Genomic DNA, 23,956 nt, shown 5'->3' on the forward strand with positions numbered 1-23,956 from the left:
ACTCCGGGGAAGGCCGAGAAGCGCCTGCAGCAGCGGCGCGGCTGGAGACCAGCGCGGTATGACGGCGGTATGACAACAGCGCGGCCCGTGGGCTGGGAGACCGGTCCGCGGGCCGCGCTGACCCCGGGACCGGGTGGGCGTCAGCCCAGCGGCGCTCTGTCGCGCAGCGGGCAGTCGCGCGCGAGGACCTGGACGGGGTGGGGCACTGGCGGGGGCGCGGGGCGGGTGCTGCCCTGCGGGGTGGCGGTGGCTGGGCGGTTCGCGGCGTGGGTGGCCGTCGACATCGGCAGGGTCGCGAGCAGGATGGCGACGGCGCCGATGGCCCTGGTGCGTGGCCGCATGGCGGCTCCTCGTGCGGCTGGGGGTCCCGGTCCCACCAGTAGACCGCGTCCGGCGCGCGAAGCCATGACGGTCTTTCGGGGGTCACCGTGTAGGTTGGTCGGCTGCCTTCGAGCAGCGACCCGCTGAAGGAGCGACCATGCCCCCCATCACCGATGACGAACTGCGCCGCGTGATCGTCGGCGAACTGCGCCCGCACAACGCCCCGATCACCCTCGCCGACTACGACCCCGGCTGGCCCGCGCTGCACGCGCTGGAGGAGCGCCGCATCCGCGCCGCCCTCGGCCCGGTGGCCCGCCGCGTCGAGCACGTCGGGTCGACCTCCGTGCCGGGGCTCCCGGCCAAACCGATCATCGACGTGCTGCTGCAGGTGCCCGACTCCGCCGACGAACCCGCCTACCTGCCCGCGCTGGAGGCCGCGGGGTACGTCCTGCGCGTGCGCGAACCGGACTGGTTCGAGCACCGGCTGTGCAAGGGCCCGGACACCAACATCAACCTGCACATCTTCACCGACGGCTGCGCGGAAGCCGACCGCGTGGTCCGCTTCCGCGACTGGCTGCGCGCCAACGACGCCGACCGCGACCACTACGCCGCGACCAAGCGCGAACTGTCCACCCGCACCTGGCGGCACGTGCAGGACTACGCCGCGGCCAAGACCGCGGTCGTCGCCGAGATCATGGCCCGCGCGGGCGGCTGACTACCCGAGCAGGGCTGGCCGGTGCCACTCCTCGCCGAGCACGTGCTCGGCGAGGAAGGCCAGCACCGTGGCGTACCACAGCCGCACGTTGTTGGGCGCCAGCACGAAGTGGTTCTCGTCCGGGAAGTACAGGAACCGGTGCGGCCCGGTCCCGTCCGCGCAGCGCGCCGACAGCGCCCACCACAGCCGCAGCGCCTCGTTGATCGGCACCCGGAAGTCGCGCGCGCCGTGGATCACCAGCATCGGCGTGCGGATCGCGTCGGCGAAGTGGTGCGGGGAGTTGGCCTCGGCGACCTCGGGGGTCATCTCCCGGCGGAAGTCGTGCGCGATGTCGGCGGTGTCGGTGGACTGGTTGAGGTCCCACACCGAGGCGTGCGTGACGATCGCGGCGAACCGGTCGGTGTGCCCGGCGATCCAGTTGGCCATGTAGCCGCCGAACGAGCCGCCCATCGCCGCGGTCCGGCTCGGGTCCAGGTCCGGTCTGCGCAGCGCGGCGTCGGTGATCGCCATCAGGTCGGTGTAGGGGGCCTGGCCCCACGCGCCCCAGCCGCGCCGGATGAACTCGATGCCGTAGCCGGTCGACAGCGCCGGGTCGGGCATCAGGACCGCGTACCCGCGGGCGGCGGCGATCCACGGGTTCCAGCGCCACGACCAGTTGTTGCGCGAGAGCACCGGTCCACCGTGGACCCACAGCAGCAGCGGGGCGGGCGACTGCTCGTCGGCGGTCTCGGGCAGCACGAGCCACCCCCGCAGCGCGGTGCCGTCCTCGGCGGTCGCGGTGACCTCGGCCAGCCGCCCGCGCACCGCCGTGGTGATCCCCAGCGCCGCGGCCGGGTCGGGCAGCGCGGTGACCTCGCCGTCGGGCAGGCCGATCCGGACCGGGATCGGCGGGCTGTCGATGGTGGACCGCAGCGCGTAGACCCACCGGCCGTCGGGGGAGACGGCGGCGTCGGTGTAGGCGGCGTCGTCGCCGGTCAACCGGGTGGGCTCGCCGGTGGCCACGTCGACGAGCCAGAGCGGGGAGCGGCCCAGGTGGTCGGCGGCGACCACGATCGCCGTGCCGTCCGGGGTCCACCGCGCGGTGTGCGGCCAGCGGTCCCACGCCGCGGTCAGCGCCTCGACCGGCCCACCCGCGACGGGCACCACGCCCAGCCAGCGATCGCCGGGGTCGTCGGGGTTCTTGCGCCGCTGCACCACGACCGCGACCCGGGTGCCGTCCGGGGAGATCCGCGGCGTGTCGTACTCGTGGTCCGGGTCGTCGGCCAGCACCCGCCGCTCGCCGGTGGCCACATCGATGGCGACCAGGGTGTGCCGCTGCGAGCCGCCCGGCTCACCGACCGCCCACATGGTGACCACGGTCCGGCCGTCCGGGCTCAGGTCCCAGGAGCAGTCCTCGCCCAGCGCGCGACCGACGTGCCCGGTCAGGTCGCGCACCCCGTCCGGCCCGGCCGCCAGCAGCCGGGTGCGCTCCGGGCCCAGGTCGCGGTCCCAGTGCCGGATCGGGAACTCGTCGTGCAGCACCGCGGACACGCACGCGTCGGCACGCCTGCCGCGCAGGGCCCGGTCGGTCTCCAGGTCCAGCGCGGAGGGCAGCAGCGCCGACCCGAACACGGTCGTGCCGTCGGCGGCGGTCAACACCCCCCGCACGCCGCCACCGGGGCGCACCACCGGCTCGGGGTCGCCCCCGGCCGCGGGCAGCGCCCACAACGCGGGACCGTCCGCACCGCCCGGCTCGGGCCGGGCCGAGGTGAACAGCAGGTCGCCCGAGGGCGTGAACCCGGCCCCGGTCTCGCCCTCGGTGCTCCTGGTGAGCCTGCGCGCGGCCCGATCGCCGCGCGGATCGACCTCCCACAGCGACCGGATGTGCCGGGTGCCGGTCTCGTCGGGCAGCGACACCCCGACCACCACTCGGCGGCCGTCGTGGGAAAGCCACAGCCCGGCCAGTTGCGGCATCCGCACGAAGGCGTCCAGATCGGCCAGCGGCCCCGCGGGCAGCCGGGTCCCGGCGTCGTCGAAGATCACGTCTTCTTATACCGAACCCGGCGCCCCCGCGCGCCCGCCAGGTCCCCCGCTCACCGGGTGGGACGTCCCGAATGAGGGGTTCAGGGGTGCCCCTGTGCGCGGTGATCAGCGCGGACGCCGGTCCAGCCGTGGTCGGAAAGTGTTGCGGTGCCGGGGTTGTCGGTGATTTGCCGTAGTGTTCGCGGTATGCCACTGACTCTGGAAGAACGTGAGCAGTTCCTCCTCGAACCGCACATCGGCTCCCTCGCCGTCACCGGCGAGGACGGACGGGCACCGCTGCAGGTCCCGATCTGGTACAAGTACGTCCCCGGCGGCACGCTGTGGATCACTACCAAGGCCACCTCGCGCAAGGCCCGCCTGATCCGCGCCGCGGGCCGGTTCTCCCTGCTGGTCGAGCGCCTACAGCCCACAATCCGCTACGTCTCGGTCGAAGGCCCGGTCACGGCGGAGGTGGGCAACGAGGACTACCTGCGCGAAATGGCCTCCCGCTACGTCGCCCCGGAGCGGCTGGAGGCATACATCGCCTACCTGAAGAAGGAGGGCGAGCAAACCGTGTTCCGCCTCAAAGCCGAACACTGGACCTCCGCCGACCTCGGCCCGGCCTGATTCCCCCTCGCGCGCGGCTGTCCCCGCACAGCCGCGCGCGGCTCCACTCCCAGACCACCTCGCCCCGCCCACGTCCCTGGACCATCCTGGCCCCCCGGACCTCAACTCCGACCGCCTGAGAGCCAGAGGTTGTCTGCCCGCCCCTCCACTGGACACTCGGAAGTCGCTGCGGGTCGCTGAACACTTCGAGCCGAGGTGCTGGCTCCTCGTGCGGACCTGGCCTACCCAGCCGCTGGTCACTCGTGCCCAGCTCCGCAGACTGGCCTAAGCCCACCCGATCGACCCATTCGGCTGTAGGAACTCGCTGCTGCCTGCCCAACCTCCGTGAGGTCCGGCCGCACCCTGATTCGGCCACCCGACTGCAGGAAGCCTGCATTGGCCCAGCCCCCGTCAGGACCGGCCCCAACCCACCACCCCAGCCCCTGGACACTCTGACCCGGCGGCGCCACCCCAGCTGCCGTCAGGTCCGCCCCAACCCACCTGCTCAGCGCCTGGATACTCGGATCCGTCGGTGCCACCCTGCCCCCCGTCAGGTCCGCCTCAGCCCACCTGTTCAGCACTTGGACACTCGGACCCGGCGGTGCCAACCCAGCCCGCTCTCGGCTGCCCCACCTACCCAGCACCTGGACAGTCGGACTCGCTGGTGCCAAATGCTCGATGGGGCGGACTTGTTTTGCGTGGGGGGACAACACCCGTAGCGTCGCCTCGCGGCAGGGCCATGCTTTTCGGCCCCTGCTTTGCGGTCCTGCCGCGGGTGTTGTAGGGGCCCCGCGCAAAACAAGTTCGCCCCATCGAGCTTGTCGCATTGTCGCGGATCGGGCCCGATGTTGCCGCTAGGCAACGAGGCGTCCGATCCGGCACGCCGAGGTCGCCGCTAGGCGACGAGGCCGTCCACCGGAGCCGAAGGCGGAGGCCCAAATCCCTTGCCCCGCACACCCAACCCCGGCCTACGCCAAGATCAACCTGACCGAAAGCCCCCAAATACACAGCCTACCGCGCAGCACCGACAAATCAGGCCCAGCAACCAACGCCCTGTGGACAACCAGAACCGTTGTGGACAAACAACAACCAGCCCCACAAGATCATCTACCACAAGAGCCCCCGATACACAGCCTACCGAGCAGCACCGACAGAACGGCAGCGCCGACCGAGGCCTGTGGACACCCGAACCCATTGTGGATAACCAACCACAACGAAGCATCCCGATGATCAACTATCGCAAGAGCCCCCGATATAAAGCCTACCGACGCACCCCACCACAACGACACAAGCAATCGTGGCCTGTGAACAGCCAGCCCCGTTGTGGATAGCCCACCACGCCAGCCACGAGCACACCAGTCAGCGACCCGTTCACCGCCAAAGGTTCACCTGTCGGCTCGGCACTGCCACGATGTCGCCATGACCGACCCGATCCAGGACACGCGGTCGACCACCGAGGTCATGGTGCTCGCACTGGACGACCCCGCTGCCGATCTGCTCGCTGTTGGTGGCAAAGGCGCAGCGCTCGCTCGACTGGCCAGGGCTGGGCTCCCTGTGCCTCCCGGCTTCCACATCACCACCGCTGCCTACCGGGCCTTCCTGTTTCCCGACACCCGCCTAGGCGACCCTGCCGCGTTCATCCGTTCCGCTATGCCGCCTTCGGTCGCCACCGCTGTTGAGCAGGCATACGCAGCGCTCGGTGGTGGCGCGGTCGCAGTGCGGTCGTCGGCCACTGCGGAGGATCTGGCAGATCTGTCCTTCGCCGGGCAGCACGACAGCTTCCTCGGGGTGGTCGGCACGGCTGCTGTTCTCGACGCGGTGCGGCGGTGTTGGGCGTCGTTGTGGACCGACCGGGCTGTTGCCTATAGGGCTCGGCACGGGGTCTCCGAGGATGGGCTCGCGCTTGCGGTTGTTGTCCAGCGCATGGTTCGCGCCACTGCGGCCGGGGTGTTGTTCACTGCCAACCCGCTGTCCGGTGACCCGGGGGAGTCTGTGGTCAACGCCGCCTGGGGGCTGGGGGAGGCTGTTGTTGGCGGTCGGGTCACGCCGGATGTCTATGTGGTCGCGGGTGGTGGCGAGGTCCGTAGGGAGATCGCGGACAAGGTGGTCATGACCGTGCCGACCGCGGCGGGTGCTGAGGACGTCCCGGTGCCGGAACCGCTGCGGCGCGCGGCCGCCTTGGACACCGGGCAGGTCCTCGACCTCGTCGACCTCGGTGCGCGCGTGCGGGAGTTGTACGGGGTGGACGTCGACATCGAGTGGGCTCGTCACGCGGGTGGGTTCGCCCTGCTGCAGGCCCGGCCGATCACCACCCAGGCCGCCGAGGTCTGGAACGACACCCTGAGCGGCGACTACCTGTGGAGCTCGGCGAACCTGGGCGAGGCCATCCCGAGCGTGATGACCCCGGCCACCTGGTCGCTGGTGCGGAGCATGCCCGCGCCCGCGCTGGGCCCGCACCCGAGCAAGGGCAACATCGGCGGCCGCGGCTACCTGAACCTGAGCGTCCCGTTGGCCGTCGGCTCCGCGCTGGGTCTGGGGCGACCGGCGCGGCGCGCGGTCGGGCGGTTGTTCGGCCGGATCCCGGGTGACGTCGAGGTCCCGCCACTGCCGATGGGGCGGTGGGAGGTGCTGCGGGCCGCCGCCAGGGCCGCTATCCCGTTCGCCCGGCAGGGGCGGGACTTCCGGCGGCGGCTCCCCGAACTGCTCGCCCGCACCCCCGGCCGGTGCGCGGCGCTGCGCGAGCGGATCGCCCGCACGGGCAGCGCGGGGGAGTTGCTGGCGCTCTGGCGGTCCGATGTGGACACCCTGTTGCGGGTCGACTGCGCCACCCTCGACGCCGGTGGGCGCACCGCGCGGGCGGGGGAGCGGATCGCCGCTCGACTGCGGCGGATCGCGCCTGAGGACGCCGACCTGCTGACGACCGGACTCCACAACGCCGAGGACGGCCTGGCCAGCCTCGGGCCGCTGCTGGGCTTGGCCCGGTTACGCGCGGGGGAGATCGACCGGGAGACCTACGCGCGCCAATGGGGCCACCGGTGTGCCGACGAGTACGAGGTGTCGGTGCCGCGGCCGCTGGAGGACCCGGCGTGGATCGACCGCGCCTTGGCCGCCCCCGGCGACCCGCTCGCGCTGCTGGACCGGCAGGACGAGGCACGCGAGCGGGCCTGGGAGCGGTTCGCCGCTGCCCACCCGCGCCGCGCGCCCGGTGTTCGTCGGGCTTTGGACCGCGCCGCCGAGGTGGGGCGCGGTCGTGAGCGGGCACGGTCGGAGATGGTGCGGACGTTCTCGGTGTTCCGCGCGTTCATCGTTCGCGCGGGTGAGCTAACCGGCCACGGCGACGACCTGTTCATGCTGCCTATAGAAGACATCCTCATCGTTCTCACCGGTGACGATGCCCCACTCAAGGCCATCCCCGCACGCAAGGCCGCCTACAGGCTCTATAGGTCGCTTCCGCCGTACCCAACGCTGATCAGTGGCCGGTTCGACCCGGTTGCCTGGGCCGCGACAGCGAGGGAGACGGTGGGAGAAGGGGTGATCACCGGGTTCCCCGGCATGCCCGGTGTCATCAGCGGGATCGCGCGGGTCGTGTCCACGCTGGAAGCGGCCGAGGCCCTACAGGAAGGGGAAGTCCTGGTCGCGCCTTCGACCAACGTCGGCTGGACGCCAATGTTCCCTCGGGCCGCCGCGATCGTCACCGACGTCGGCGCGCCTCTATCGCACGCGGCAGTCGTGGCTCGCGAGTTGGGGATCCCGGCCGTTGTCGGCTGCGGCGACGCTACCTCTCGACTGCGCACCGGGGATCTCGTGCGAGTCGATGGAGCGCGGGGAACGGTAGAGCTAACTGAGCAACCCGGCGACGGCCACGACGCACCCGAGGACAACAACTGACGCCGAGATCGTAGGCGTTCCGGAGTCCCAAGCTCTGCCATGCCGGATCACTGCGGCAATGCCCTAGGGTCGTGCCGTCAGAGCCGCGCTCGACCCGAGGAGCACTCCCGTGTGGATCACCCGACCGGAGACGCCGGACGATCGCGCGGCCATCCACGCGGTCACCGCCGCTGCCTTTCCCACGGCGGACGAGGCCGATCTCGTCGACGCGCTGCGGGCCGACCCGAACGCCTGGATCGGTGGTCTCTCGATCGTCGCGACCGAAGGCGATGCGGTCGTCGGGCACGCCCTGCTGACCCGCTGCCAGGTCGGCGGTCACCCGGCGCTCGCGTTGGCACCGTGCTCGGTTCGGCCCGACCGGCAGCGGCAGGGGGTAGGGGACGCGATGATCCGCTTCGCGCTCGCCGCCGCCCGGGACCTCGGTGAGAACCTCGTCGTGGTCCTGGGGCACGCCGAGTACTACCCGCGGTTCGGGTTCACCCCGGCCTCCGGGTTCGGCGTGCGGGCCCCGTTCGACGTGCCCGACGAGGCCCTCATGGCACTGTCCCTCGACCCCGCGCGTCCCACGCCCACCGGCGTCATCGCGTACCCGGCCGCGTTCGGGGTCTAGGCGCTGTCCTGCGAGTCGCCCTCGTCCTCGCCGGGGTCGGTGGCGCCTTCGCGCTCATCGCGGTCGGCCCACTCCAGCAGGGTGTCCAGCCGGAAGACCGCGTCGTCGATGCCCGCGTGCGGGTCACCCAGCTCGGCGAACCGGGCGGGGACGGTGGCGACGGTGCAGTCGCGCGGGTCCACGCTGTCGAGCTCGTCCCAGCGCAGCGGGGTGGACACCGTGGCCTCGGGGACGCCGCGCACCGAGTAGGCGGAGGCGATCGTGTGGTCGCGGGCGTTCTGGTTGTAGTCGACGAACAACGCAGCCGGATCGCGGTCCTTGCGCCACCACGTCGTCGTCACCTCGTCCGGTGCCCGCCGCTCCACCTCCCGCGCGAACGCCAGCGCGGCCCGGCGCACCTCGCCGAACGTCCACTCCGGAGCGATCCGCACGTAGACGTGCAACCCCCGACCGCCCGAGGTCTTCGGCCACCCGACCGCGCCGAGCTCGTCGAGCACCTGGTGGGCCACGTGCGCGACCCGCCGGACCCGGTCGAAACCGCAGTCGGGCATCGGGTCCAGGTCGATCCGCCACTCGTCGGGCCGCTCGGTGTCGGCGCGCCGGGAGTTCCACGGGTGGAACTCCACGGTGGACATCTGCACCGCCCACACCACGTCCGCCACCTTCGTGACGCACAGCTCGTCGGCGTGCCGGTTGTACCGCGGGAAGTGCACCCGCACCGTCTCCAACCACGGCGGCGCCCCGTGCGGCACCCGCTTCTGGTGCACCTTGTCCCCGGTGACCCCCTTCGGGAACCGGTGCAGCATGCACGGCCGCTCCCTGAGCGCCCGGACGATGCCGTCGCCGACCGAGAGGTAGTAGTTGACCAGGTCGAGCTTGGTCACCCCACTCGCGGGGAAGTACACCCGGTCCGGATTGGACACCCGAACCACGTGCCCACCCGCCTCGACCTCGACCGCCGGGGAATCCGCCATGCCCACAACGTAACCAGCGTCGGCGACACCTGCCAGGTACTTCGGCCTTGCGCGCGCCCCTGCCCCGGTCGGCTGAACTTCTCGCCCTGGATTCCCCCGACCTGGGCATCGAGTTATCCACAACCCCCCACGTTGTCCACCGACAACCGCACCCCCTTCCTCCGCAGGCCAGAACCGGTAGACTGGCACCGGGGCCGCCCCCCGGGACAGGGTGGGGGCTGCGCCCCCGACGCGGGTGCGCGGAGCGCGGGTGCGGTGGGGGAGTCGGGGGATTGGGCGAGGCGTTCGCGCGGGCGGGGTCCTCCTGGGGTGAGGGTGGTCGGCTATGGCGAAGGCTGCGGGTGGTGGCGGTGATGCGCTGGGTGCGAAGTGATCGCGGCAGGGCCTGCCGTCGCAGTCGAGCTTGGGTGGACCCGCTGGGCTCGGTCGCGTTCGGATCGCAGCGCGGGGTTGCTTGAACGCCTGGGAGTTCGCGCCGACCAAGGGGCTGAGCAGCTCGACAGCCGGGGCGTGTCAGGCTGAGCGGAACATGGTCCGGAACGAATAGTTGACACTGACTAGTCGAGTCGGGATAGTTGGTGTCGGCTAGAGATGAGGAAGTGGTGGCCAAGCGACGCGCGGTGGGTAATCCGCTGGCGTTGGCGGTGCTGTCCGGTCTGCTGCTCGAACCCATGCACCCCTACGAGATGGGGCGCAGGCTCAAGGAGACCGGCAAGGACCGCAACATCAAGTACAACCGCGGCTCGCTCTACATGGTCGTGGAGCAGCTGCGCAAAGCCGGGTTCATCGCCGAACAGGAGACCGTGCGCGACACCGCGCGACCGGAGCGCACCGTTTACGCGCTCACCGACACCGGTCGGGCCGAGCTCTACGACTGGATGCGGGAGCTGGTCGCCGTTCCGGAGCACGAGTACCCGAAGTTCGGCGTCGCGCTGTCGCTGCTCGGCGTGCTCGAGCCGGGGGAGGCCGTGGAGCTGCTCGGGCAGCGGTTGGTCGCGCTCGAGCACGAGGCGGCGGGGATCACCGCCGACATCGCCGGGGCCAAGGCGCAGGGCGTGCTGTGGGTCTTCCTGATCGAGGAGGACTACCGGCTCGCGCTGCTCGACGCCGAGCGCCGGTTCGTCACCACCCTCATCGCTGCCATCGGGGCGCCGGAGTACGTCCGCGCCTGGCAGGACGCGATGGGAGAGGGGACACCGTGGAGCGCAGACGAGCGGTAGACACGGCACTGGTCATCGGGGGCGGCATCGCCGGTCCGGTTGTCGCGGCGGCGTTGCGGCGCGCGGGGGTCGAGGTGACCGTGTACGAGGCGTACGCGCAAGCCGCGGACGGCGTCGGCGGGATGTTGATGGTCGCGCCGAACGGGCTGGACGCGTTCCACGCGATCGGCGCCGACGGGGTGGCCGGGCTGGGCCAGCCGATCGGCACGATGGTCATGGAGGACTTCCGCGGCCGCAAGCTGTTCGCCTTCGACGGCCTGCCCGACCTACCGGCCAGCCGCGTGATGTGGCGGTCCGACCTGTACCGGGTGCTGCAGGACCGCGCCGTGGAGCTGGGCGCCGAGGTCGAGTACGGCAAGCGCCTGGTCGACGTCCGCGAGCACCCGGACTCGATCACCGCGGTCTTCGCCGACGGCAGCACGGCCACCGCGGACCTGCTCGTCGGGGCCGACGGGATCCGCTCCGCGGTGCGCGGTCTGATCGACCCGACCGCTCCCGGCCCCGCGCCGGTCGGTCTGCTCGGCCTCGGTGGCTGGGGCCCCGCGGTGCCGGGCACCGGCGGGACCGACGTCATGCACTTCGCGCAGGGCAAGCGCGCCTTCTTCGGCTACTGGGCGACCGACGACGGCACAGCCTGGTTCTCGAACCTGCCGCACAAGGGCGCCATGTCGGCGGCCGAGGCGGCGCAGGTGCCCACCGACGAGTGGCTGCGGCGGCTGCGCGCGGCCCACGAGGGCGACCACCCCGCCGAGCTGGTGCTGGACTCGGCGCGGGACCTGCAGGTCATCGGCGCGCTCGAGGTGCTGCCCGCGGTCCGGCACTGGTACCGCGGCCGGATGGTGCTCGTCGGCGACTCCGCGCACGCCCCGTCCCCCAGCTCCGGCCAGGGCGTGTCGATCACCGCCGAGAGCGCGGTCCAGCTCGCCAAGTGCCTGCGCGACCTGCCCGACCCGGCCACCGCGTTCGCCGCCTACGAGCGGCTGCGCAGGCCGCGCACCGACAAGATCATCGCGGCCGCGGCGCGCACCAACAGCCGCAAGGCGGCAGGGCCGGTCGCCCGCGCGATCGGGCGGGCCATCACCCCGGTGCTGACCCGCACCGTCTTCACCCCGAAGCGGATCTTCGGCGACGTGCACGCGCACACCATCGACTGGGAGGCGCCCGTCGCGCCGTAGGCTCCGACCGTGGCGTGGACGGCGGTGGTCCTGGCCGGGGGCAAGGCCACCCGGATGGGCGGAATCGACAAGACCGCCCTCGTGGTCGGCGGCGCGACGCTGCTCGACCACGTCCTCGCCGCCGTCTCGCACGCCGACGGGATCGTCGTCGTCGGCCCACCCCGCCCCACCGCCGTCCCCGTGCTGTGGACGCGCGAACCCGAGCCCGGCACCGGCCCGGTGGCCGCGCTGGCCGCCGGGCTGGAGCTCGTCGGCACCGAGCGGACCGTGCTGCTCGCCGCGGACCTGCCCGCCCTCACCCGCGCCACTGTCGACCGGCTGCGCACCGCGGCGCCCGCCGTGCTCGTCGACGCCGACGGGCGCGACCAGTGGTTGCTCGGCGCGTGGCCGACGACACCCCTGCGCTCGGCGCTGCCCTCCCGGCCGGAACACGCCGCACTGCGTAGAGTCCTCTCGGGACTCTCGCCGACCAGGCTCGCCGACCACGACGGCAGCGCGCGCGATGTGGACCACCCAGCGGACGTTCCCAGTCAGACGCCGCCGTTCCCAGAGTGAGTTCACAGGGCTCACACCGGCGGTCCGGTTGGCTGTACGCGGTAGACCGCGAGGTCTGTCGTGAGATCCACGAGGAGGATGCCGGTGACCGACCCCGGGCAGGCCGAGGCGCCCACGACCCCCGCGCGCGACGCGCAACTGCTCGAACGCACCGTGTTCGAGGTCAAGCGGGTCATCGTCGGGCAGGACCGCCTGGTCGAGCGGATGCTGGTCGGCCTGCTGGCCAAGGGGCACCTGCTGCTGGAGGGCGTGCCCGGCGTGGCCAAGACCCTCGCGGTGGAGACCTTCGCCAGGGTCGTCGGCGGGTCCTTCTCCCGGGTCCAGTTCACCCCCGACCTGGTGCCAGCCGACATCCTCGGCACCCGCATCTACCGGCAGGGCAGTGAGCGCTTCGACGTCGAACTCGGCCCGGTGGTGGCCAACTTCGTGCTCGCCGACGAGATCAACCGCGCGCCTGCCAAGGTGCAGTCGGCGATGCTCGAGGTGATGGCCGAGCGGCACGTGTCCATCGGCGGCAAGACCTTCCCGATGCCCACCCCGTTCCTGGTGCTGGCCACCCAGAACCCGATCGAGAACGAGGGCGTCTACCCGCTGCCCGAGGCCCAGCGCGACCGGTTCCTCTTCAAGATCATCGTCGAGTACCCGACGGTGGAGGAGGAGCGCGAGATCGTCTACCGGATGGGCGTCACGCCGCCGGAGCCCAGCCAGGTGCTCACCCCCGAGGAACTCAGCCGCCTGCAGTCGGTGGCCGCCAACGTGTTCGTGCACCATGCGCTGGTCGACTACACCGTCCGCCTGGTGCTGGCCACCCGCACCCCGGCCGAGCACGGCCTCACCGACGTCGCGGGCTGGATCGCCTACGGCGCCTCGCCGCGCGCCAGCCTCGGCATCGTCGCCGCCTCCCGCGCGCTCGCCCTGGTCCGCGGCCGCGACTACGTGCTGCCCCAGGACGTCGTGGACGTGGTGCCCGACGTGCTGCGCCACCGGCTCGTGCTGTCCTACGACGCGCTCGCCGACGGGGTGCCGATCGACCACATGATCTCCCGCGTGCTGCAGACCGTGCCGCTGCCGCAGGTGTCCGCCCGCCCGCAGGCCGTGGGGCACCCCGCCCCCGCCGGGGTGAACGGCAGGCCGTGAGCAGGCAGAGTCGAGGTAGCGCGGGGTCGGCCGAGGGCGAGCGGCCCAACTGGGTCCCCCCGGTGCTGCGCGGTGACCGCATGGAGGCGGGCCTGCGGCTGCTGGAGATCGACGTCCGGCGCAGGCTCGACGGCCTGCTGCAGGGCAACCACCTCGGCCTGGTCCCCGGGCCCGGCTCCGAACCCGGCGAGGCCCGCCCGTACCAGCCCGGCGACGACGTGCGCCGGATGGACTGGGCGGTCACCGCGCGCACCACCGTCCCGCACATCCGCGAGACCGTCGCCGACCGCGAACTCGAGACCTGGCTGGTGGTCGACCTCTCCGCCAGCCTCGACTTCGGCACCGCGGGCTGCGAGAAGCGCGACCTGGCCGTGGCCGCGGTCGCCGCGATCACGCACCTCACCCGCGGCGGCGGCAACCGCGTCGGCGCGCTGATCTCCACCGGTGAGCGCATGATCCGCGTCCCCGCCCGCGGCGGCCTCGCGCACGCCCGCGGCCTGGTGCGCAAGGTCGCCGAGACCCCGCGCGCCACCGAGGGCGTCCGGGGTGACCTTGCCGACGCCATCGAGCAGTTGCGCCGCCCACCGCGGCGGCGCGGTCTCGCCGTGGTCGTGTCGGACTTCCTGGGGCAGACCGACTGGCAGCGCCCGCTGCGCGCGCTGTCGTTGCGCCACGAGCTGATCGCGGTCGAGGTCGTCGACCCGCGCGACGTCGACCTGCCGGACGTGGGCACCGTCGTGCTCGCCGACCCGGAGACCGGGCGCCGCCGCGAGGTCACCGCGTCCCCGTTGCTGCGCAAGGAGTTCGCCGCCGCGGCCGCCGAGCACCGCACCGCCGTCGCGGCCGGGATCCGGCGCGCGGGCAGCGGGCACCTGGTGCTGCGCACCGACTCCGATTGGATCGCCGACACCGTGCGCTTCGTCGTCGCCCGCAAGCGGCGCTGGTCGGGAGGGGCCGCGTGACGCTGAGCCTGCGCAACTTCTCCGCCCCGCTGTGGTTCCTGCTGCTGATCGCGATCGCCGGGCTGGTGGCCGGTTACCTGCTGGTGCAGCGGTCCCGGCGCAAGCGGACCCTGCGGTTCACCAACCTCGAGCTGCTGGAGAAGGTGTCCTCCAGCGGCCCCAGCCGGTGGCGGCACGTCCCCGCGGTGGTCCTCGTCGGCGCGCTGCTGCTGCTGACCACCGCGATGGCCGGACCGACCGCCGAGCAACGGGTCCCGCGCAACCGGGCCACCGTGATGCTGGTGATCGACGTCTCGCTGTCCATGGAGGCCACCGACGTCGCGCCGACCCGGCTCAAGGCGGCCCAGGTGGCGGCCAAGTCGTTCGCCCAGGGCCTGACCCCGGGGGTCAACCTGGGGCTGATCACCTTCGCGGGCACCGCGACCGTGCTCGTCGCGCCGACCACCGACCGCGGCGGCGTGGCGAAGGCGATCGACAACCTCAAGCTCGCCCAGTCCACCGCCACCGGTGAGGCCATCTTCGCGGCGCTGCAATCGATCGAGGGCTTCTCCCAGGTCGTCGGCGGACCCGAGGGCCCGCCGCCCGCGCGCATCGTGCTGATGTCCGACGGCAAGCAGACCATCCCGACGGAGAACGAGGACGACCCGCGCGGCTCGTTCACCGCCGCGAAAGCCGCCGCCGACAAGAAGATCCCCATCACCACGATCTCCTTCGGCACCGCCGACGGCACCGTCGAGATCGAGGGCCGGGTCCAGTCCGTCGCCGTGGACGACACGGCGATGGAGGAGATCGCGACGCTGTCCGGCGGCGACTTCTACAAGGCCGCCACCGCCGACCAGTTGCGCAAGGTTTACGACACCCTCGGCGAGCAGATCGGCTACGAGATCAAGGAAGCAGACGCCAGCAGACCGTGGCTGATCCTGGGCACCCTCGCCGCGCTGATCTCCGCCGGGCTCTCGCTGCTGTTCGGCCAACGCCTGCCCTGAGCCGGACCTGCCTGAGCCGGACCTGCCTGTGGTGGGCCTGCTGTGAGCCGCCTGCCCGGGTGACTACCGGGGCGGGCGTGGTGCGGGGATGACGACGTGGCGGGCGAGCCAGCCCAGCAGGGCGTCGAGCTCCCGGGCGACCTCCAGCACCTGGTCCACGGCCGCCGCGCTGTGCACGGCCTCCTCCGGGTGCACCGGGCGGGTCGCCACCAGCGACCGGTAGCGCAGCAGGTCCGCGCGCGGGTGGTCCGGCGGGTACTCGCGCGGGCCGCGCTTCATCACGTCCCCGCTCACCTCGAAGCGCTCCGGCAGCGCGGCCAGGATCTCGACCAGTTCCGCCCCGCTGTCGTCCTCGGCGACCGCACTGCGGAATTGCCGCACCTGACCCGGATCCGGGTAGTGCCAGGCGCCTTTGACGTGTAAACCGTCGAGGTCGAACCGCAGTCCGATCTCCACATTGCGCGCCATCCGCACGACCGCGCCCTGGTGCTGCCACCAGAACGGGTCCTTCGCGAAGTGCCACACGGAGAAATCGGCGTAGCGCGCGTCGGCGTCGGCCAGATCCGACAGCAGGGCCACCATCGGCGCCCGCACCAACCGCTCCCGATCCCTGCGGTTGTGCTCGCGCACCTGCGTCGTGGGCACGCCGTCGAGCTTGTGCAACACGTCGAGCGCCTGCACCGGCCAGCCGGTGAACAGTCGGGGCATGGGTCGATTCTAGGGCTATTCCACCGCCACGAACGTGTGGCCGCACCGGATACGCACAGTGCCGATTCCCCGATCGGTTTCGGCCGACCGGGTAATGCGCGGCCGATTTCCCTTGATGGGCAACCCATCCGACGCCCGGAAAACGCGATCGCGGTTACCCCGAACGTGCCAGGAAGGTCGGCCCGGCTATTCCTGTGGGCTCGGTCACCCCCGATTCCGCCGCCGGGCCCCACCCCGGTCCCACCCGCCGCGCCCCGGCCAGCGGCGGTGTCAGCGGTGCCAGATAACCTGCCGGGGAACGCGGTCGCCGGGTGGATGGGATGGCAATGGGACGGTCGGTACTGGTCACGGGCGGCAACCGGGGCATCGGGTTGGCCATCGCGCGCGCCTTCCAGGCGCAGGGCGACAAGGTCGCGATCACCCACCGCGGCTCGGGCGCCCCCGACGGTCTGCTCGGGGTGCGCTGCGACGTCACCGACACCGAGGCGGTCGACGCCGCGTTCACCGAGGTGGAGGCCGCGCACGGCCCGGTCGAGGTGCTCATCGCCAACGCGGGCATCACCGACGACACGCTGCTGATGCGGATGACCGAGGACCAGTTCACCCGGGTCATCGACGCGAACCTCACCGGCGCGTGGCGGGTCACCAAGCGCGCCACCCGCGCGATGCTCAAGGCCCGCTTCGGCCGCATCGTCTACATCTCCTCGGTCGTGGGCCTGATGGGCTCCCCGGGGCAGGTCAACTACGCCGCTAGCAAGGCGGCGCTGGTCGGCATGGCGCGCTCGATCGCCCGCGAACTGGGCTCGCGCGACATCACGGCCAACGTGGTGGCCCCCGGGTTCGTCGCCACCGACATGACCGACGCGCTCACCGAGGACCGCAAGAAGCAGATCCTGGCGACCGTCCCCGCTGGCCGCTACGCCACGGTCGAGGAGATCGCCGCCGCGGTCACCTTCCTCACCTCCGACGCCGCCGGGTACATCACCGGCGCCGTGCTGCCGGTCGACGGCGGCCTCGGCATGGGCCACTGACCCGTAGTTCCCCTCCCTGGAAGGAAGCCATGACCGGACTGCTCGAGGGCAAGCGGCTGCTGATCACCGGTGTGATCACCGACGCCTCCATCGCCTTCCACGTCGCCAAAGCGGCCCAGGAGCAGGGCGCCCAGGTCGTGCTGACCGGCTTCGGCAGGCTCAGCCTGGTCGAGCGGATCGCCAAGCGGCTGCCCCAGCCCGCGCCGGTCGTCGAGCTTGACGTGCAGAACCAGGAGCACCTCGACACGCTGGCCGAGCGCGTCCGCGAGCACGTCGACGGCCTCGACGGCCTGGTGCACGCCATCGGGTTCGCGCCCAAGAGCTGCCTGGGCGAGCCGTTCCTGGACGCGCCGTGGTCGGACGTGTCGGTCGCGCTGGAGGTCTCGGCGTACTCGCTGAAGTCGCTCTCGGTCGCCGCCCTCCCGCTGCTGGCGGAGGGCTCCTCGATCGTCGGCCTCGACTTCGACGCCCGCGTCGCGTGGCCCGCCTACAACTGGATGGGCGTGGCCAAGGCCGCGTTCGAGTCCACCAACCGCTACCTCGCCCGCGAGCTGGGCCCCCGGGGCGTGCGGGTCAACCTGGTCGCCGCGGGCCCGGTCCGCACCATGGCCGCCAAGTCGATCCCCGGCTTCGCCGACCTGGAGGCGGGCTGGGCCGACCGCGCCCCGCTGGGCTGGGACGTCAACGACGCCACCCCGGTCGCCAAGTCGGTCTGCGCCCTGCTCTCGGACTGGCTGCCCGCCACAACCGGGTCCATGGTCTGGGTCGACGGGGGCGTGCACGCCCTGGGCATGTGATGGTCGACGCGCTGCTGTGGCTGTCCTTCGGCGGGCCGGAAGGGCCCGCCGAAGTCCGCCCCTTCCTCGAGAACGTCACCCGCGGCCGCGGCGTCCCCCCGGAGCGGCTGGACGAGGTCGAGGTCCACTACCAGCACTTCGGTGGTGTGTCCCCGATCAACCGGCTCAACCAGGAGGCCATGGCGGCCGTCCGCGCCGAACTGGCCCGCCGCGGCATGGACCTGCCGGTGTACTTCGGCAACCGCAACTGGCACCCCATGGTCGAGGACACCGTCGCCGAGATGAAGGCCGACGGCGTGCGCCGCGCCCTGGTCTTCCCCACCAGCGCCTACGGCGGCTACTCGGCGTGCCGCCAGTACCACGAGGACATCGCCCGAGCCCGCGAGTCAGCGGGCCCGGACGCCCCGGACTTGGTGAAGCTGCGCCAGTTCTTCGACCACCCGCTCTTCATCGCCGCCGTAGCCGACGCCGTCCGCGCCGCGGCCGTCTTCCCGACCTACCGCCTCGTGTTCACCGCCCACTCGGTCCCCGACGCCGCGGATCAAGCCGCAGGTCCCCCCACCGAGGGCGGCCGCCGCTACTCCCGCCAAATCACCGAAGCCGCCCGCCTCGTCGCCGAAGCCGTGTCCATCCAGGACTACGACGTGGTCTGGCAGTCCCGCTCCGGCCCCCCACAAATCCCCTGGCTAGAACCCGACATCGTCGACCACATCGAATCCCTTGCCGCAGAAGGGGTTCCCGCCGTCGTCGTCTGTCCAATCGGGTTCGTCAGCGACCACCTGGAAGTCGTGTGGGACCTGGACACCGAGGCTGCCGAGAAGGCCGCCACCCTCGGCATGTCCTACGCCCGAGCCGCCACCCCGAACGGCGACCCGCGCTTCGCGGAGCTGGTGGTCTCCCTCATCCAAGAACACCTGGACGAGGCCCCACCCGCCAAACTCTCCCCCTTCCCCGCCGCAGGCTGCACCCTCAACGGCACCCTCTGCGCCCCCCAGTGCTGCGAACCCCCCAAACGCCCCACCCGGCCGCAGTCGGGGGAGTAGCTTCCGCTCTCCACCCGGAGTTGGCGTGCCATCTCGGCCCCAACCTCTATTCCAACCACTGCACACCCAGAAGAGGCGGTGCCATCTCGGCCCCTCGACTCCGACCACAGTGCTGGGGCACTGTTGCTCGTGCCATCTCAGCCGCCGTCAGGTCCGGCCCCTCTGAACACATGGCTGGCCCGTGGACACTCGGACCCAGTGGTGCCAGCCCAGCCCCGCCAGGTCCGCCCCAGCCACTGGCTACTCGGACCCGGCGGTGTCAGCCCGCCCTCCGTCAGGTCCGCCCCAACCCGCCTGCCCAGCCCTGGACACTCGGAACGGCCGGTGTCATCCCAGCCCGCCCTCGTCGGCCCTGCCAACTCAGCGCATGGACAGTCGGATCCGTCGGTGCCAACTCGGCTGCCGTCAGGTCCGCCCCAGCCCACTTTCCCAGCGCGTGGACAGTCGGAGTCGCTGGTGCCAGGTGCTCGATGGGGTGGACCTGTTTTGTGTGGGGGGACGGCAGCCGTAGCGTCGTTCAGCGGCAGGGCCGGCTTTTGGGCCCCTGCTTTGCGGTTCTGCGTCGGGTGTTGTAGGGGCCCCGCGCAAAACAGGTCCACCGCATCGAGCTTTTCGCATTGTCGCGTTTCCCGCCGATGTTGCCGCCAGGCGACGAGGCGTCTCCCGGAGCCGAAGGCGGAGGCCCGAATCTCTTGCCCCGCATCCCCAGCCCGGGCCTACGTCAAGATCAACCCGATCGAAAGCCCCCAAATACACAGCCTACCGCGCACCACCGACACAACGGGAGCACCGAACGACGCCCTGTGGACACACGGAACCGTTGTGGACAACCACAACCAGCCCCACAAGATCATCCGCCACAAGCGCCCCCAATACACAGCCTACCGACGCAGCCCGACAAACGGCAGCAGCGAACAGCAGCCTGTGGACAACAGAAGACGTTGTGGACAACAGGAGACGCTGTGGACAGCAGAAGACGTGTGGACAGCAGAGACGTGTGGACAGTCAGAGGCGTTGTGGACAAACGCAACCACACCCACCCCGAGAAACCGAAACGCGACGCCGGGGGTGCAGGGGGACCTCCGGCGTCGCGTAGCGGTTTCTTACATTCAGGCGCGCAGCCGGACCTCGTGCCGGAGGTCTGGCGCTGTCGCCTCGGTGGGGAAGACGGCGGCTACGTAGGCTATGGCGCAGTCCGGGCAGACCGGGCGCGCGGTGGGGCGGTCGCGGTAGCGGGTGTCGACGGGCTGGCCGCAGAGGCCGGTGGCGCCGCTCATCAGGACCACGTGGGCGCGGCCGCCGTAGGTGGCGCCGGTGCCCCAGCAGACCTCGCCGCGGGGATCCCTGTTCATCATCATTGGCGTCACCCGTGGTTGCTCTGGGAGAGGTCGAGCCGGGAGTGCAGTGCCTTGCCGGTCTCGCTGAGGGTGATCATGCGGCAGTCCCGCAGCCGGGCCGAGCCGATGACCAGGTGACCCGCGCTGACCAGCTCGCGCATCCGCGCGGCGAGCCTGCTCTCCACCGGGTGGCCCCGGTCGACGACCTGGTTGCTCTCGGTCATGCCCAGGTCGCCGCGCTGCGCGCAGCGGAGCAGGACGAACCAGTCGCGGGTGCGGGCGGCCTCGTCCGGGGAGCGGCGGCCCCGGCGCAGCCAGATGTCGAGCAGGCGCTCACCGGCGGAGGTGAGGCCCGCCTGCAGCCACCCGTCGTGCGGGTCGGGGGTGGCGTCACCGAAGCCGACGAAGCCGTCGCGGCGCAGGGTGAACAGGGCGCTGACCATCAGGACACCGAGGTCGTCGGTGCGGTGGCGCAGTGCCGCCGCGGCACCGTAGGCGCCGACCTCGCCGCGCGCGACCATCTGCAGGGCACCGAGGTGGTTGGTGTCCAGCGCCAGCGGCCGGGCGGCCTGCTTGGGGTCGAGCAGTTGTGCGGTCATGGTGTGACTCCGGTGACAGCGGTTGGTCCAGTGCGATCACTATCGGCGACGCGAAGCCCCACCGCTCATCCCAAAGACCCATAGCACCGGGTTATGTCGGGGCGCTGCGGTGCGTTAGCGCAGCTCCGCGCAGCAAGGCCGGTGCCGCGACGCGCAGATCGCCGGGAAGACAAGGGTTTCCCCCCGGCTTCCCCGGGAAGATCTACGGGGGCGGCGGTTCCCGGCCGCGCCGGGCGGCATCACCTTGGCGGACGGGCGAATTCGGCAAGCGGTGGCAAATCCGGCGTCGAGCCGGAGATTCTTCCACGGCGCCGCAGCGGTTCCCCGGCGCGGGCGCGGCGTCCGGGGTGTTCGGTCACGCGCAATTTGCTGTTCGCAACCCGGTTGTTCGGACCGTCCGCTCCCGGTCACGCAGCGGCGGATTCTCGACAGGGATTGGTCTAGCGCCCCCGGCCGGTACGTGAGCGTGCCTCAGCACCGGGTGGCGCCGACTGCGCCAAAGGTGTCGCCACGGGAACTACTGAGGGTGACACCGCAGGTCAGGGCCTACGTCGGGGACCGTGCCCGTCATCTCCCGGTCATCTCCGAGCGCACCGGGCGCCAGGCGGCCGGTGGTCGGCAGCGCCGCGCCGGGGTCGGTCGCGGCGGCGGGCAGAGCGGGAATGGTCCGAGTGCGTCAGTGCTTGTCGGCGTGGTCGGAGAAGACCCGCACGGCCTCGTCCACCGCGGCGAGCCGGGCAATGCGCACCGCGTCGAACAGCGGGCGCAGCGCGTCGGCGCGCCTGCGGGCCGAGGAGGACGACAGCGCCCCACCCGGGGAGTCCTCGGCGGCCAGGTCCAGGATCGCCGACACCTCGTTCGCCCGCTGCAGCACCCGCAGCGCCCGCGGCGGGGTGCCCTCCGGCCACGGCGCCGCCGAGCGGTGCGCGACCCGGGCGGTGATCTCCTCGCGGACCCCGGCGCGGTGCTTGGCCACCCCCAGCTCGGTGAGCACGCCCGCGGCGACCCGCATGGCCCCGGTCAGCTCGTGCTCGGCCTCGCCGAGGGGCATGTGCTCGGCGGCGGGGGCGTCGCCGATGTCGAAGGCGGTCCAGCGCAGCACACCGTCGGCGATCGGCTCGGGGACCAGGCCCAGCGGCGCGCCGTGCAGCACGACGGCCTCACCGGCGTGCAGGGCGACCCCGGCGAACTCGCTGCGGCCACCGAGGCCGCGCACGTCACCGGGAACCGGCAGGACCATCCGCCCGCCGCTGACCTCGGCGCGGCGGACCGCGGCCAGCAGCCCGGCCACCTGGCCGCCCGCCTGCCCGCGCACCGGGACGTCGAGGGAATCCGCGGTGGACTGGTCGACGGCGACCACGTCGTGCAGCGGGGCCCAGTGGCTGAGCGCGTCCAGCACGTCGTCTGCCGCGGCGGACCCGTTCAGCCACGCCGAAACCCACACCGCGAAGGTGGCACTCGGAGTTGACACGGGGACCGAGGGTACGCGACCGGTTCCCGCTGGGGCAGATCAGCTCCCTAAGCTGCCCGTCATGCGCTTGAGCTGGACCCCGGAACCCGCCGACTGGGGCGACGGCACCAGCGCCGCCCTGCCCTTCGTCCGGTGGGTGCCCTGGTTCGCCGCCGCCTTCGGCCTGTTCTCCGCCGTGCTGCTGCTGACCGGCCTGACCTGGCCGGGGGTGTTCGGGCTGGTGTGCGCGGCGGGCATCGGCGCCTTCCCCGCCGTCGCCATCCGGGCCGCCTTCCGCCGCGAACCGGTGGCGGGCCACCCGGTCACCGCCGAGGTCGACGACCACTCGCTGCGGATGATGACCACCAGCGGCAGCGCCTACAGCGACCTCACCCTGGGGGAGCTCACCGGCTGGGTGGAGACCAAGCGCAGCTTCGTGCTGCTCACCGGCCCCGGCTCGTTCCACCCCGTCCCCGGGCGGGCCTTCGACAGCACCGAGGACATCGACCGGTTCCGCGACCTGCTCACCCGGGTGCTCGGCCCGGCAGGCGTGCCACCATCTGCGCCATGAGCAAGCCGCACCGGACCAGGCTGCAGCGGGTCGGCGAGTCGTCGACGGCCACCACCCTGGAGCTGTTCTTCGACCTCGTCTTCGTGTTCGCGCTGACCCAGGTGACCGCGCTGATGGCCGAGAACCCGACCTGGCTCGGCCTGCTGCGCGGCTCGCTCGTGCTCGCCGTGGTGTGGTGGTGCTGGGTCGGCTACTCGTGGCTGTCGAACCTGGTCAAGGCCGACGAGGGGACCGCGCGCACGGCGATGCTGGGCGCGATGGCGGCCATGTTCCTCATCGCGCTGGCCATCCCCGAGGCCTTCCACGACCTGCCCGGCGGGTTGTCCGGACCGGTCGTGTTCGCCCTGTGCTACCTGCTGGTGCGCGCGGTGCACCTGCTGCTGTTCTGGATCGGCGCCGCGGGGGACCCCGGCTTGCGCAGGCAGCTGCTGCGGTTCACCCCGACCGTGCTCGGCGGCACGCTGTTGCTGCTGCTCGCCGCGCAGACCAGCGGCGCCGCGCAGATCGGGCTGTGGGTCGCCGCGATCGCCGCCGACTACGGCGGCACCTTCGCCATCGGTGCCTCCGGCTGGCGGCTGAACTCGGCCAAGCACTTCGCCGAGCGGCACGGCCTGATCGTCATCATCGCCCTGGGCGAGTCGATCGTGGCCATCGGCGTCGGGGTGAACGAGCTCGCCATCTCCTGGCCGATCATCGTCGCCGCGGTCCTGGGGCTGACCGTGGCCGCCTGCCTGTGGTGGGCCTACTTCGACACGCACGCGATCATCGCCGAACGCGCGCTGGCGAAGGCGACCGGGGTGGAGCGGGCGAGCATGGCCCGCTCGGCCTTCAGCTTCCTGCACCTGCCACTTGTGGTGGGGATCGTGATGTTGGCGCTGGGGCTCAAGAAGGTCCTCAACTACGTGGCGGGCGCCGACGGGCACACCGCCGCCGACCACCTCTACGGACCGCCGCTGTGGGCGCTGTTCGGCGGGACCGCGCTGTACCTGTTCGCCCAGGCCGGGGTTTCCTGGCGGTGCGGGCGCAACCTGAAGCCGCAGCGCATCGCGGTCGCGACCGCCCTCATCGCGCTCACCCCGCTCGTGGCCTTCCTGCCCGCGCTGGTGTCGTTGGCGGTGCTCGCCGCGGTGCTGGTCGGTCTCATCGGCTACGAGTGGGCGCACTACCGGGACGTGCGCGACGAGATCCGCCACGCCGAGCACGAACACGAAGTCGACCACGGCCAAGCCTGACCCGGCCCCGCACGCGATCGCGCGCACCGGTGGGGGTC

General features: G+C 72.0%; 22 protein-coding genes. 15 read left to right on the top strand and 7 right to left on the bottom strand.

Annotated elements, in window-relative coordinates:
• Positions 1-140: 140 nt before the first annotated feature.
• Complete coding sequence (locus LV75_RS03705) at positions 141-341, bottom strand: hypothetical protein (RefSeq protein WP_253885191.1); 201 nt, start codon at positions 339-341, stop codon at positions 141-143.
• 137 nt (positions 342-478) lie between these two features.
• Between LV75_RS03705 and LV75_RS03710 the strand changes: the two genes are divergently transcribed.
• Positions 479-1,036, top strand: a complete 558-nt coding sequence (locus LV75_RS03710) for a GrpB family protein (RefSeq protein WP_253885192.1) — start codon at positions 479-481, stop codon at positions 1,034-1,036.
• Here the strand turns inward: LV75_RS03710 and LV75_RS03715 are convergent, their stop codons facing one another.
• Positions 1,037-3,058, bottom strand: coding sequence for a S9 family peptidase (locus tag LV75_RS03715; RefSeq protein ID WP_253885193.1), 2,022 nt, complete (start codon positions 3,056-3,058; stop codon positions 1,037-1,039). It abuts the gene before it with no gap.
• A 186-nt stretch (positions 3,059-3,244) separates the two neighbouring features.
• Between LV75_RS03715 and LV75_RS03720 the strand changes: the two genes are divergently transcribed.
• The 3 genes from LV75_RS03720 to LV75_RS03730 all read left to right on the top strand — a co-directional run bounded on the left by LV75_RS03720 (position 3,245) and on the right by LV75_RS03730 (position 8,141).
• Entirely contained in the window at positions 3,245-3,664 is a 420-nt protein-coding gene (locus LV75_RS03720) for a pyridoxamine 5'-phosphate oxidase family protein (RefSeq protein WP_253885194.1), read from the top strand.
• Positions 3,665-5,062: 1,398 nt separating this feature from the next.
• Positions 5,063-7,531, top strand: a complete 2,469-nt coding sequence (locus LV75_RS03725) for a PEP/pyruvate-binding domain-containing protein (protein WP_253885195.1) — start codon at positions 5,063-5,065, stop codon at positions 7,529-7,531.
• 109 nt (positions 7,532-7,640) lie between these two features.
• Positions 7,641-8,141: a GNAT family N-acetyltransferase gene (locus LV75_RS03730; RefSeq protein ID WP_253885196.1), complete on the top strand. Its 501-nt coding sequence runs from the start codon at positions 7,641-7,643 to the stop codon at positions 8,139-8,141.
• On the opposite strand, the gene ligD is transcribed toward LV75_RS03730, so the two are convergent.
• On the bottom strand, positions 8,138-9,115 hold the full coding sequence (ligD, locus tag LV75_RS03735; RefSeq protein ID WP_253885197.1) for a non-homologous end-joining DNA ligase: 978 nt from the start codon (positions 9,113-9,115) through the stop codon (positions 8,138-8,140). The genes LV75_RS03730 and ligD overlap by 4 nt on opposite strands.
• 602 nt (positions 9,116-9,717) lie before the next feature.
• Between ligD and LV75_RS03740 the strand changes: the two genes are divergently transcribed.
• The 6 genes from LV75_RS03740 (at position 9,718) to LV75_RS03765 (ending at position 15,150) form a co-directional block, all read left to right on the top strand.
• Positions 9,718-10,335, top strand: a complete 618-nt coding sequence (locus LV75_RS03740) for a PadR family transcriptional regulator (RefSeq protein ID WP_253885198.1) — start codon at positions 9,718-9,720, stop codon at positions 10,333-10,335.
• A complete protein-coding gene (locus tag LV75_RS03745) occupies positions 10,314-11,510 on the top strand; it encodes an FAD-dependent oxidoreductase (protein WP_253885199.1) in 1,197 nt (398 codons plus the stop codon). Before LV75_RS03740 ends, LV75_RS03745 begins: the two co-directional genes overlap by 22 nt.
• 9 nt (positions 11,511-11,519) lie before the next feature.
• Positions 11,520-12,065: a molybdenum cofactor guanylyltransferase gene (mobA, locus tag LV75_RS03750; protein ID WP_253885200.1), complete on the top strand. Its 546-nt coding sequence runs from the start codon at positions 11,520-11,522 to the stop codon at positions 12,063-12,065.
• Positions 12,066-12,143: 78 nt separating this feature from the next.
• Entirely contained in the window at positions 12,144-13,202 is a 1,059-nt protein-coding gene (locus LV75_RS03755; protein ID WP_253885462.1) for an AAA family ATPase, read from the top strand.
• Positions 13,203-13,282: 80 nt separating this feature from the next.
• A complete protein-coding gene (locus tag LV75_RS03760) occupies positions 13,283-14,164 on the top strand; it encodes a DUF58 domain-containing protein (protein WP_253885463.1) in 882 nt (293 codons plus the stop codon).
• 2 nt (positions 14,165-14,166) lie between these two features.
• Positions 14,167-15,150: a VWA domain-containing protein gene (locus LV75_RS03765; protein WP_253885464.1), complete on the top strand. Its 984-nt coding sequence runs from the start codon at positions 14,167-14,169 to the stop codon at positions 15,148-15,150.
• 63 nt (positions 15,151-15,213) lie between these two features.
• On the opposite strand, the gene LV75_RS03770 is transcribed toward LV75_RS03765, so the two are convergent.
• Entirely contained in the window at positions 15,214-15,858 is a 645-nt protein-coding gene (locus tag LV75_RS03770; RefSeq protein ID WP_253885201.1) for a DUF2461 family protein, read from the bottom strand.
• 326 nt (positions 15,859-16,184) lie between these two features.
• Here LV75_RS03770 and fabG point away from each other — a divergent pair, with 326 nt between their 5' ends.
• From fabG to LV75_RS03785, 3 genes are read left to right on the top strand one after another with little or no spacing between them, the layout of a single operon-like run.
• Positions 16,185-16,889: a beta-ketoacyl-ACP reductase gene (gene fabG / locus LV75_RS03775; RefSeq protein ID WP_253885465.1), complete on the top strand. Its 705-nt coding sequence runs from the start codon at positions 16,185-16,187 to the stop codon at positions 16,887-16,889.
• A gap of 29 nt (positions 16,890-16,918) precedes the next feature.
• Positions 16,919-17,686 carry an enoyl-ACP reductase FabI gene (fabI, locus tag LV75_RS03780; protein ID WP_253885202.1) on the top strand — a complete coding sequence of 256 codons (768 nt, stop codon included), beginning with the start codon at positions 16,919-16,921 and terminating at the stop codon, positions 17,684-17,686.
• Positions 17,683-18,729 (top strand): ferrochelatase, encoded by a 1,047-nt coding sequence (locus tag LV75_RS03785; protein ID WP_253885203.1) that lies wholly within the window; start codon positions 17,683-17,685, stop codon positions 18,727-18,729. The genes fabI and LV75_RS03785 overlap by 4 nt, the downstream gene beginning before the upstream one ends.
• Positions 18,730-19,838: 1,109 nt before the next feature.
• On the opposite strand, the gene LV75_RS03790 is transcribed toward LV75_RS03785, so the two are convergent.
• From LV75_RS03790 to LV75_RS03800, 3 genes are all read right to left on the bottom strand, one after another.
• Positions 19,839-20,081 carry a hypothetical protein gene (locus LV75_RS03790; protein WP_253885204.1) on the bottom strand — a complete coding sequence of 81 codons (243 nt, stop codon included), beginning with the start codon at positions 20,079-20,081 and terminating at the stop codon, positions 19,839-19,841.
• Between the two features lie 11 nt (positions 20,082-20,092).
• The gene (locus tag LV75_RS03795) at positions 20,093-20,665 is read right to left on the bottom strand and encodes a hypothetical protein (protein WP_253885205.1); all 573 of its coding nucleotides are present in this window, start codon (positions 20,663-20,665) and stop codon (positions 20,093-20,095) included.
• A gap of 676 nt (positions 20,666-21,341) precedes the next feature.
• Complete coding sequence (locus tag LV75_RS03800) at positions 21,342-22,136, bottom strand: Rv1486c family protein (protein ID WP_253885206.1); 795 nt, start codon at positions 22,134-22,136, stop codon at positions 21,342-21,344.
• 61 nt (positions 22,137-22,197) lie between these two features.
• Between LV75_RS03800 and LV75_RS03805 the strand changes: the two genes are divergently transcribed.
• Together LV75_RS03805 and LV75_RS03810 are read left to right on the top strand one after the other, a co-directional pair.
• Complete coding sequence (locus LV75_RS03805) at positions 22,198-22,686, top strand: YcxB family protein (protein WP_253885207.1); 489 nt, start codon at positions 22,198-22,200, stop codon at positions 22,684-22,686.
• Positions 22,683-23,918, top strand: coding sequence for a low temperature requirement protein A (locus tag LV75_RS03810; protein WP_253885208.1), 1,236 nt, complete (start codon positions 22,683-22,685; stop codon positions 23,916-23,918). Before LV75_RS03805 ends, LV75_RS03810 begins: the two co-directional genes overlap by 4 nt.
• Positions 23,919-23,956 lie beyond the last annotated feature (38 nt).

Origin of the sequence: Actinokineospora diospyrosa, from assembly GCF_024171925.1 — a bacterium.
Lineage (GTDB): Bacteria > Actinomycetota > Actinomycetes > Mycobacteriales > Pseudonocardiaceae > Actinokineospora > Actinokineospora diospyrosa.